The sequence below is a fragment of the Pseudoalteromonas sp. SK18 genome (genome assembly GCF_001974855.1).
GTDB lineage: Bacteria > Pseudomonadota > Gammaproteobacteria > Enterobacterales > Alteromonadaceae > Pseudoalteromonas.
In genome coordinates, this window is the sequence record NZ_MTQB01000011.1 from 104,482 (window position 1) to 115,731 (window position 11,250).

The window sequence follows — 11,250 nt, forward strand, 5'->3', positions numbered from 1 at the left end:
AACATTGTTGATAGCGCAATTTTGTAGTGTTATATTATATCACAACATAACAACCACGAATTGAAGTAATTATGACTAAGCTAACACTCATATCCTCAGCACTACTGTCTGTTTTGTGTTCTCACTCTGCACTAGCAGCGACGATTAATGGCACAGTAACAGATGCAAACAAGCAACCCATTGCCAATGCGACGATTCATGTTCATGGTAAGTCACAAAGTGTACAAAGTAATGCACAAGGTCAGTTTAGTATCGATATAGATGCTAAAAGCCAATTACATATTAGTAAAGATAATTACCAAGACTCACGCATATCGCTTGAAAATACAGACAATACAATTAATGTAACATTAAAGCCCTCTTCAGTTGAAACTGTTGTTGTATATGCCTCGGCACTGCATAAAAATAGCTTAGAAATGATTTCACCGGTGAGTGTTCTATCAGGTGATGAACTTAAAAATAAAGCCAAACCCACCCTAGGTGAAACACTTAAAGGCATTCCTGGTGTCAATGCCAGTTATTTTGGCCCTGTTTCTTCAAGCCCGATTATTCGCGGCCTAGGTGGTCCTAGGGTTAAAATTACTCAAAATGGTTTAGATAGTAGCGATGCGTCTCGCATTGGACCTGATCACGCGACATCAAGTGATAGCTTAGCGGCTGAGCAAATTGAAGTATTACGTGGCCCAAGCACCCTACTTTATGGCTCTGGCGCTATTGGCGGTGTAGTGAATGTGGTTGATAACCGTATTCCAACTAATAATATTGAGTCTCTATCTGGAGCTGCGCAATACACACACGATACTGTTTCAAATGCGAATACCTACGCTGCAAAACTAGAAACTGGCAGCAATAACTTTAATTTCCATTTTGATGGTACTAAACGCAGCGGTGATGATTACCAAACACCTCGTTTTAACTTACCAGATGAACATGAAGAAGGTGAACTGCATGTTGAAGGTGATGAAGAAACAGCGACTTCAGTTGAAAATACCTTTATAGACAGTGAAACAGTTAATTTTGGTACGAGTTATGTGGGTGACCATTTAACCGTTGGCTTTTCATACGGCAATATAGAAACAGATTATGGTATTCCTGGCCATTCACATGATCATGGGCATGGTCATGAAGAAGAAGACGAGCATGAAGAACACTTAGGTGAAGAACATGAAGAAACCCCTGTTTATGCTCATTTAGAACAAGACCGTTGGCAAGGGCTGGTCAGTTATTCATTTCATGACAACTGGATTGAATCTATTAACCTTCGCCTTGGTTACACAGACTATACCCATAGTGAAATTGAAGATGGCGCAATTGGCACCACTTTTAGTAATGAAACCACTGAAGCACGTTTAAACCTAGAGCACCAGTTAGGCCAATGGCATGGCATGATTGGTTATCACTACAGCGAATCTGATTATGATGCGATTGGCGAAGAAGCCTTTACGCCCGCAAGTATTACAACAACACATGCGTTATATTTACTTGAAGAGCGTACCTTTGGCGATGTCACTATAGAGCTTGGTGCCCGTTTAGAAGATTATGATATTAAAAGTGATGTAGATACGCATCAACACAGCCATGATGACGAACCTGTATCAACAGATGAAACAATTAACTACACGCAGAGCTTTACTAATTTAAGCGCCTCAGCGGGTGCGATTTGGGAGTATATGCCAAGTCATAACCTAGCTGTTAGCTTGTCACATTCAGAGCGAGCGCCACTTTCAGCTGAGTTACTTTCTAACGGTGTTCATGTTGCCACAGGGACTTACGAACTTGGTTTGGGTTACCATATTGAAGGTAACGAAGCGCATTTTGAGCCTGAAGAAATTAAACAAGAAACATCAACCAACCTGGATATCAGTTTACGTCGTTTTAGCGGTGACTTTGGTTACACCGTAAACTTTTTCTATAACGATATTAAAAACTTTTATTATCAGCAAAACACAGGATTAGTGTTTGATGAAATGGATGGTTTTGAAGCTGCAACCAGTGGTCACAGCGATGCGATTGATGTTTATCAATTTACTAGTAAAGATGCTGAGCTGTATGGTTTTGAATTTGATGTACATTATCAAATAAACCCCAGCGCCATGGTAAAAGTATTTGGTGACTCAACTCGTGCCAAGCTAAAAGATAATGAAGGTAATTTACCACGCATTCCTGCTAATAAATTGGGTTCAGAACTGCAATACACTCTAGGTAGCGCACAATTTACCTTAACAGGAACACATTACTTTGAGCAAAATGATATTAGTGCATACGAAACAGCAACAGATGGCTATACATTGATTGATTTACAAGCCAATTATCAGCTTGATTTAGGTGCAGTGGATACACAGCTCTACTTGAGTATTGATAACATTACTGATGAACTTGGCTTTGTACATAGCTCGTTTATTAAAGACACGGCGCCACTCCCTGGACGTAATTTCCAATTTGGAGTGAGAGGCTACTTTTAAACCGAGATAAGTTTAAAGAGACAATAAAAAACCGCATTCAAATTAATGAATGCGGTTTTTTCATAACTAAAATGTTATGTGCGTTCTAATTAAAGAATTGCGTGTAACTCAACGTCAAATACAAGTGTTGAGTAAGGTGCGATTGCTGCACCGGCACCACGTTCACCATAAGCAAGCTCATGAGGAACGTATAAACGCCATTTTGTACCTACTGGCATCATTTGTAATGCTTCAGTCCAACCTTTGATCACGCCACCTACTGGGAATTCAGCAGGTTGACCGCGCTCGTATGAGCTATCAAAAACAGTACCGTTTACTAAAGTACCGTGGTAATCAACACGTACTGTAGACTCTGCAGTTGGCTTCTCGCCTTCACCTGTTGCAAGTACTTCGTACTGAAGACCTGACTCAGTTACTGTGATTTCAGGACGTTTTGCGTTTTCTTCTAAAAATGCAATGCCTTCAGCAGCCAATACTTTAGCTTCTTCTTCACGACGAGCTTGGATCTCTTCGTTAATTTTCTCAAACGCAGCTTGGATCTCAGGGATCTCTACTTGAAAAGCACTGCCTGCATACGCATCTTTCATGCCTTCAAATACTGAATTTAAGTTTAAACCTTCAAAAGGGTTAGCCTTAAGTTGCTCACCCATTTGTAAGCCAATACCGTAACTTGCTTTTTCAGCATCTGTAGTAAAATTATCTGACATAATGTGTTATTCACGTTTTGTTAGTTAAAAGACCCGTATATGCTATCACAAAATAAAAGCCGTTTGGGGCTAGTTTTTATTGAGTTTTTCTTTAATTAAACCAATAGCAAAGGTACATACAGGTAAACTGAGCAAAATTCCAACAAGTAAGCTCATCGACAACAATCCGGCCACACCGACCAGCAAAAGAGGCACAGCCACTAAACCAATAATGCCAATATAAAACGCGCCCCATACTGGCCAAAAATGATCGTATTTTGTGATTAAATGCGCCGATAAAATATTAAACCCTACGGCATATAATAAGGTCATCATCAGTGCATCGTCTGGATAAGCATCAATAGCCATTTTTTGTAATAACGATATGGCACTTTGGTAACAATAACCAAACACAGTCCATAGCAGGATGTGCTTAAGTAAACGTTTAGAAAAGGATAACTCCGGGGACTGTGACATGATAAAGCTCCAGATAGCAAAAAACCGCCAATAAGGCGGTTTTTTAAATAATGGTGGAGAGATAGGGATTTGAACCCTAGAGGGGCTATAAACCCCTGCCGGTTTTCAAGACCGGTGCATTCGACCACTCTGCCATCTCTCCGTACGGCGCGCATAATAAGATCATACGCTTAGCTTGTAAAGCCCTATTTTAATAAAACCAGCTAAATAGTTAATTTTAACCGTTTTAGTTACTAATAATATTGTTTAGGCCTACGAGCAATCCAAGAGCACACTAAACATACCAATAAGCTGGCTGTTAAAAATGCAATACTTTGGAATATCAAATCGAAGCGATTAAAATCATCACTTGGGATCACAACCAATATAAATGAAGGCAGTACGGTGAACAATAAAACATAACAACATATTTTAAAGGCTCTGCCAAAATCAAATCGTTTCGACTGTTGCATCCACCATGTTAGCAATACCAGCACACCTATTGCTGTAGCAGCAATAAAATGCTCAGCTTGAGTGCTCATTGCAACATAAAATGTCGCAAGCGCGCCAACAACACCCCAGATTGACCAAGCAAACCAGTTTTCTTTTTCGCGTAAAAATAAATTTCCCATCATTTTCGTCTTCTTTATCGTTATTATTGGTAAGACTTTCCATACATTACCAAAAAACAACCGATTAAAAAACAAACTGAAGAAGATTTATTGCGTATGGTGCTTCCGTGCGCTTCTCGCAGCTACAATATTAACCGCTGTAGTGTAACACGATTAACTTAATGAATTATGACTATATTGAATATAAAAAGTTCATACTATTTTTACAAAAAACTAAAAAAGTTTTCTGGCTTGTGCCTCGGTGACTTTTTACATTCGATTGCAGGCGTCCCTAAATACAAATAACCCACGATTTCATCATCATCACTTAAGTTAAGTGCTTGTTTAACACTTAGGCTTTGTGCAAAGTAACCCGTGCGCCAAATACCGCCTAAACCTTGTGCAAATGCGGCTTGTTGCATAGCCAATACGCCACAACCTGCACTTTGTACTTGTTCAATTCTAGGCACTTTTGGGTGTGGTTGATATTTTGCAATCGCAATAATAATCATTGGGGCTCTAAGCGGTAACTCCTTAGCGCGATTAATTACTTTTTCGGCCTGCTGCTCTGCTAAAGCGCTTTGATAATAAATTTCACCCAACTTATGACGCGCATCACCCTGAACAATAATATATTGCCACGGTGCAATACAGCCATGATCGGGCACTCTCAGACCAGCCTGCTGAATAATGTTTAATTGTTCTTCATTAGGGCCTGGCTCTGTCAACTTTGCATCAGATTGACGGCTTAATAAAAGCTCAATAGCATCCATAGTGTGCTCTCAAAATTCAAAACGTAAGAGTAACATTTATAAGTAAAAAATAAACACTGTAGGTCAAAACTATCAAGCAGATAAAATTAATGATGCGAGTGTTTATATGCTATTAGCTATTGATGTAAGGTATCGCGTTTAAACCAATAATCTAGGCTTACAAAACGCCCACCTCCCGTAAAAAATAAACTCAGTAACACGGCAAAATAAATAGCAGAAAATTCGATGCCATTATTTAGTATTGCTGGTTTTCCTTTTTCATATAAGTAATCTGCAAAGCCGTACTCTTGCACTAAGCTGCTAATTTTATCTATGCGGACTTTTACTTCTATTGAGTTTTCAAGGCTGTCTTTGGCACCGGGGATTGATAGCCAATCAAGTACTTGGGCTGCACTTGTTTGTGGATTTGTTGGCGCTATAGCAAACCAGCCGTTATGCCAGTGTACCGTTGTTGCTGCAACCACCATTGTGAACATCAGTGGAATACTCACTAAACGCGTAAATAAACCAATAAGTAAAAACCAACCTCCTAAAAACTCACTCCAACCTGCTAAAAAGGCCAGCAAATCAGGAAATGGTAATCCTAAACCCCACTCACTATTACCAAACCACTGAACGACATCATCAGAGGCTAAAAAATGATTAAAAAAACCATTGGTATCACCGCTTATTGCGAGTTTATTATAGCCTGCGATAATCATAACAGGCGCTAAAATCAAGCGAAAAAGCAAAGCAGGTAAACCATCTAATAAAGATAATTTACCCTTAATATTGTCATAAAGCGTAATTAATTTTTTCATGCGCACTCTGTATGTTCATTGTTTATTAAGGTATGGACTATAAACAAACATGACCGTGCACAGGATTAAATTATTTCACACTTAAACATTAAATATCCCTTGCTACTTGTAACGCTTCAAAGATTGCGCGTTTAGCATCAATAGCAGCAGCGAGTTTAGCGCCACCAATAACATGTACTTTGGCGTTCTCAGCTTGCGCCTTAAATAACTCGTCGTTAGACACTTGACCAATACAGGCAATAACCGTATCAACTGGCAGTACTTGAGTTTCACCAGCAACACTAATAGTAAGGCCGTTTTTATCAAAACTGTGGTATTGGCAATCTGCAATTTGTTTAACACCATGCTGTTTGGCAACTTGACGGTGGATCCAACCAGTTGTTTTACCTAAGTCCCCGCCAAAGCGCCCTGCACTGCGTTTTAGCATGTAAAGCTGACGTTCATCTTTATGCGGTTGAGCTTCACACTCTATGCCCCACTGAGTTTTAAAGTCGCTGATGCTTTGTGACTTATGCTCACTTAAAAATGCCACCATATCAAAACCAATACCGCCTGCACCGAGTATAGCGATAGAATTGCCTAGCTCGACTTCACCGCGGATCACTTCATCGTAGGCAAAAACACGCTTATCATCGCTGCACTTAATCGTAGCTTCACGCGGTCTTACGCCAGTTGCAAATACCACATCATCAAACTGCGTTAGCATACTGTCATCAAATGCTTTACCTAACTCAATGGTTACATTGAGACGCTTAAGTTCGTTAGTGAAGTAAGCCAATGTATGGTTAAAGTCTTCTTTACCAGGTATTTGCATGGCTAAATTGAATTGACCACCCATGTGCTGCTTTTGATCAATCAGAGTTACATTGTGCCCTTTTTGCGCTAAATAACAGCTAGACGATAACCCTGCAGGTCCAGCGCCAACCACTAATACGTTTTTAGCTTTCTCTGCTTTTTCTAGCGGGTAATCAAGCTCGAAACCGGCTTGTGGATTAACTAAACAGGTAGCCCGCTTACCTTTAAATACATGATCTAAACAGCCTTGGTTACAACCAATACAAATATTAATATGCTCAGACTGCTTCGCCGCGTATTTATTAAAAAATTCTGGATCGGCTAATAATGGACGGGCCATAGAAATTAAATCAGCTTCACCCGCATTTAAAATATCATTGGCAATCTCTGGGGTATTAATACGGTTTACCGCAATAACAGGCACGCTAATAACATCTTTCAAGCGCTTTGACGCTTCTTTAAACGCACCCGGAGGTACCATACTAGCAATTGTCGGTACGCGCGCTTCATGCCAACCAATACCGGTATTAAAAATATCAACACCCGCTTTTTCAAGTGCAATTGCTTGTTGTGTTACTTCATCTGGAGTTGAACCATCAGGGATTAAATCAATCACAGAGAGTCTAAAAATAATTAAAAATTTATCCGATACTTTCGCTCTCACCGCTTTTACAATTTCAACGGCTAAACGCATTCTGTTTTCAAGGCTGCCACCAAATTCATCATCTCGTTTATTAGTGTGCGGTGCCATAAACTCATTAATCAAATAACCTTCTGAGCCCATTACTTCTACGCCATCGTAACCGGCTTTTTCGGCTAAATAAGCAGAATGAGCAAAGTCTTTAATCGTTTTATTAATTGAGCTTAAAGACATTGCCTTTGGCTTGTAAGGATTAATTGGTGCTTTAATAGCACTCGGTGCTTGATTAAAAGGGTGATAAGCATAACGCCCTGCATGTAATAACTGCAAACATATTTTTCCACCATGTTGGTGAACTGCTTGCGTATACGCGCGATGTTTAAATACGTCGTAATAACTATTGAATGATGAAGAGATAGGCGTGAGCTTACCGCGTAAATTAGGGCTATAACCCCCAGTAATAAGCATCGCAGTGCCACCTTTGGCACGTGCTTCATAAAAAGCACGAAGACGTTTACGATTGTGCCAACCTTCTTCAAGGCCGGTGTGCATTGATCCCATTACTAAACGGTTGCGTAGTTGTGTGTGTTTTAGTTCTAGTTTTTGTTCTAACATCCTGTGCCCCAATAACTGGTCTAACCTGTGTGTTTGTTCAATTTTGCGTTAATGACGCAGAATAAGCAATATATGAGCAGCTTAAACTTAAAATTTTTAATTTAAACTAACCTAAATACGGTCATTTTATGTATAACCGTTAATACTACAACACGGCTAAAAGTGGCATAAACATTCATATAATCATAAGTGTAATTGAATTTATAAATGTTTCGTTACGATTTAGCAGTTAAATTAATTTATATTCTAAGCTACTATGGCAATAACGTTTTAGCTGTACGAATTTAAGGAGCTATTTTGATAGCGAAGGTATTTAAAGGTATATGGACAGGGATTAACTTCTCGCGTCGTTTAGTACTAAACTTATTATTTTTATTTTTGGTTATCATTTTCATTGTCTCAATATCAAGTGACGGCGATAAAATCATTGTCGAAGAGGGCTCAGTCCTCAGGCTCAACCTCAATGGCCCTATTGTAGAAGAAAAAACCTACATAGATCCTGTTGAGGCGGCCATAAATGATGCAACTGCAAGTGCCGATACGCCTACTGAAATATTACTTGATGATATAATTGAAGTAATCAATGAAGCGGCACAAGATTCACGCATTAGTGCTATCTTACTTGATCTACAAGAAATGCCAAAAGCGCACTTAAATAAGCTTAAGCAAATTACTCATGCAATTGATGCATTTAAAGAAACAGGTAAAAAAGTAATTGCCTCAGGCTATTATTACACCCAAGCACAATATTATATTGCTGCGCATGCAGACGAAATTGCTATGCACCCTTACGGGAGTGTGATGATTGAAGGCTACGGTATGTACCCGCTTTACTTTAAAGAAGCATTAGAAAAATTAGAGGTCACGCAGCATATATTTCGTGTAGGTACATTTAAATCAGCGGTTGAACCTTTCATCAGAAATGATATGTCAGAAGCTGCCAAAGAAGCTAACAGCGTATGGTTAGGTGCTTTGTGGAAGCAATATAAGCAAGATGTAAGTGCCGTGCGCCCATTTGACGAATCGAATTTTGATGAAACAATGGATACCTATTTAGCCAAAATGCAGGCAGCCAATGGGGATGCTGGTAAATACGCATTGGATAACCAATGGGTTGATTCACTTAAAACTAATCAACAAATTCGTCAGCAGTTAATTGATCTAGTTGGCGCTGAAGAAGACGGTAAAACATTTAAACAAGTGTCTTTTGGTGAATACTTAAGCTTAGTTAAACCGCCTATTGCATTTGATAACCCGATGACAGAAAAAGTGGCTGTTGTTGTAGCGAAAGGGACCATTGTAGACGGTGAACGTCGTGCCGGTGAGATTGGCGGTGATTCAACAGCTGCGCTATTACGCAAGGCACGCCTTGATGACAAAGTCAAAGCAGTCGTACTGCGTATTGACTCTGGCGGTGGCAGCATGTTTGCTTCTGAAGTTATTCGTGCCGAAGTATTGGCGCTTAAAGCCGCAGGTAAACCTGTTATCGCTTCAATGAGTTCAGTCGCTGCATCAGGTGGTTATTGGATTGCATCAGCGGCAAATGAAATTTGGGCTGCACCGAGTACAATTACCGGTTCTATCGGTGTGTTTGGTACCTTTATGACCTTTGAAGATACCTTAGCTAAAATCGGTGTTTACTCTGATGGCGTAGCCACTACAGAAATGGCCGGTTTTTCAATCACTCGCCCATTAAATGAAAAAATGGCACAAGTGATTCAAATGAGTGTTGAAGAAGCTTACGAGCGTTTTTTAAATGTGGTTGCCGATGCACGTAATATGACCCCAGAGCAAGTTGATAAAATTGCCCAAGGTCGAGTTTGGATTGCATCTCAAGCACAAGAGCTTGGTTTAGTTGATAAATTAGGTAACAAGCAAGACGCTATCAAAGCGGCTGCCGAACTTGCTAAGCTTAACTTCTATGAAGTTAAAACAATTAAACAATCGCTTAGCCCGCAAGAAAAAATGCTTCAAGATATTTTTGGTAGCGCCGCGGTTAAATCTGTACTTGGACTTGAAACACAAAAATCAGCGGTATTAGCTAGCCAAGCTAATCTGCAAACTGTGATTAAGCAATTAAGCAGCGAAGTAGAAAACCTGAAAGATTATAACGATCCACAAGGTGTTTATGCGCGCTGTTTAGAGTGTACAGTTGCACAATAATGCCCTAACAGGCTGTATTGATTAGCACTTAGCGTTATACTAAGCCCAGTTTTTTTACTGGGCTTTTTTTATGAAACGTAAACGCATTTATATCGCTTATACTGGCGGTACTATAGGAATGAAAAAATCAATCCGCGGCTATATTCCTGCCGAAGGGTTTTTAACCGAAACCGTGGTTAATAACGCAGAATTTAATCGTGAAGAAATGCCATTGTTCGATATTCATGAGTACTGCCCACTCATTGACTCTTCAGATATGTCTCCTGCCCACTGGCAACTTATTGCTGATGACATAAAAAGTAAGTACCAAGATTACGACGGCTTTGTAGTGCTGCATGGTACAGATACCATGGCCTATACTGCATCAGCTTTGTCGTTTATGTTTGAAAACTTAACAAAACCTATTATTGTAACCGGCTCACAAATTCCGCTCTCACAATTGCGCTCAGATGGCCAAGTAAACTTACTTAATGCCATGTATTTAGCCGCTAACTACCCGATAGCAGAAGTCAGTTTGTTTTTTAATAATCAGTTGTTCAGAGGTAATCGTGCAACTAAAGCCCATGCCGATGGATTTGATGCATTTGCCTCACCTAATTTAGAACCATTAGCGCTATCTGGCATTAATATTCAACTGATAAAAGGGCAATTAAGCCCGTATGTAGAAAATGAATTACAAGTTACACCGATTACTCCTCAAGCCATTGGTGTGTTGTATTTGTACCCGGGGATCAGCAAAGAAGTGGTTAAAAGCTTAGTTAATGGCAATATTAAAGCGCTGGTATTGCTAAGTTTTGGTGTTGGTAATGCACCGCAAGACCCTGAGTTTTTAGATATCCTTGATGAGGCAAGTAAGCGCGGCGTTATTATCACAAACCTCACTCAATGCCTAAAAGGCCAAGTAAATATGGGCGGATACGCCACAGGTAATGCGCTGTTAAACATAGGCGTGATCAGTGGTTTTGATATGACCTTAGAAGCGTGTTTAACTAAACTGCATTATCTTTTTAGTCAAAATTTAGAGGTCGAAACGATTCGCCATTTAATGCAAGATAACTTGCGTGGTGAGTTAACTCGTTAGGTGTTCAGCTAAACGAATAACAAAAAAGGACGCTTAATAGCGTAATGCCAGTCAGTTAAGCTGACTGGCATTTTTCTTTTTAGTCGGATACTTCTTTGGCTTTGGTTTTACCCATCTTGGGTAGCTCCTGTCTTCTCGCCTTTCTGGTAACAAGAAGAAGCTCATTTT

At 39.7% G+C, this 11,250-nt stretch carries 9 protein-coding genes and 1 tRNA gene; 3 read left to right on the top strand and 7 right to left on the bottom strand.

Going from position 1 to position 11,250, the window contains the following annotated elements; genetic code table 11:
• The first annotated feature begins 71 nt into the window (after positions 1–71).
• On the top strand, positions 72–2,462 hold the full coding sequence (locus tag BW139_RS10220) for a TonB-dependent receptor (protein ID WP_076919575.1): 2,391 nt from the start codon (positions 72–74) through the stop codon (positions 2,460–2,462).
• Between the two features lie 89 nt (positions 2,463–2,551).
• On the opposite strand, the gene BW139_RS10225 is transcribed toward BW139_RS10220, so the two are convergent.
• The 7 genes from BW139_RS10225 to BW139_RS10255 form a co-directional block, all read right to left on the bottom strand.
• Positions 2,552–3,169 carry an FKBP-type peptidyl-prolyl cis-trans isomerase gene (locus BW139_RS10225; RefSeq protein WP_008112467.1) on the bottom strand — a complete coding sequence of 206 codons (618 nt, stop codon included), beginning with the start codon at positions 3,167–3,169 and terminating at the stop codon, positions 2,552–2,554.
• Positions 3,170–3,238: 69 nt separating this feature from the next.
• A complete protein-coding gene (locus tag BW139_RS10230; RefSeq protein ID WP_008112465.1) occupies positions 3,239–3,562 on the bottom strand; it encodes a hypothetical protein in 324 nt (107 codons plus the stop codon).
• A gap of 114 nt (positions 3,563–3,676) precedes the next feature.
• Positions 3,677–3,767: transfer RNA gene (locus tag BW139_RS10235), tRNA-Ser, on the bottom strand.
• Between the two features lie 91 nt (positions 3,768–3,858).
• Positions 3,859–4,236 (bottom strand): hypothetical protein, encoded by a 378-nt coding sequence (locus BW139_RS10240; protein WP_076919583.1) that lies wholly within the window; start codon positions 4,234–4,236, stop codon positions 3,859–3,861.
• A gap of 203 nt (positions 4,237–4,439) precedes the next feature.
• Entirely contained in the window at positions 4,440–4,988 is a 549-nt protein-coding gene (locus tag BW139_RS10245; protein WP_076919576.1) for an NAD(P)H nitroreductase, read from the bottom strand.
• 116 nt (positions 4,989–5,104) lie between these two features.
• Positions 5,105–5,788, bottom strand: a complete 684-nt coding sequence (locus BW139_RS10250; RefSeq protein ID WP_076919577.1) for a DoxX family protein — start codon at positions 5,786–5,788, stop codon at positions 5,105–5,107.
• A gap of 88 nt (positions 5,789–5,876) precedes the next feature.
• The gene (locus BW139_RS10255) at positions 5,877–7,838 is read right to left on the bottom strand and encodes an FAD-dependent oxidoreductase (RefSeq protein WP_076919578.1); all 1,962 of its coding nucleotides are present in this window, start codon (positions 7,836–7,838) and stop codon (positions 5,877–5,879) included.
• A 297-nt stretch (positions 7,839–8,135) separates the two neighbouring features.
• Between BW139_RS10255 and sppA the strand changes: the two genes are divergently transcribed.
• Together sppA and ansA are read left to right on the top strand one after the other, a co-directional pair.
• Positions 8,136–10,001, top strand: coding sequence for a signal peptide peptidase SppA (gene sppA / locus BW139_RS10260; protein ID WP_076919579.1), 1,866 nt, complete (start codon positions 8,136–8,138; stop codon positions 9,999–10,001).
• A gap of 70 nt (positions 10,002–10,071) precedes the next feature.
• Positions 10,072–11,082: an asparaginase gene (gene ansA / locus BW139_RS10265; RefSeq protein ID WP_076919580.1), complete on the top strand. Its 1,011-nt coding sequence runs from the start codon at positions 10,072–10,074 to the stop codon at positions 11,080–11,082.
• Positions 11,083–11,250: the final 168 nt, after the last annotated feature.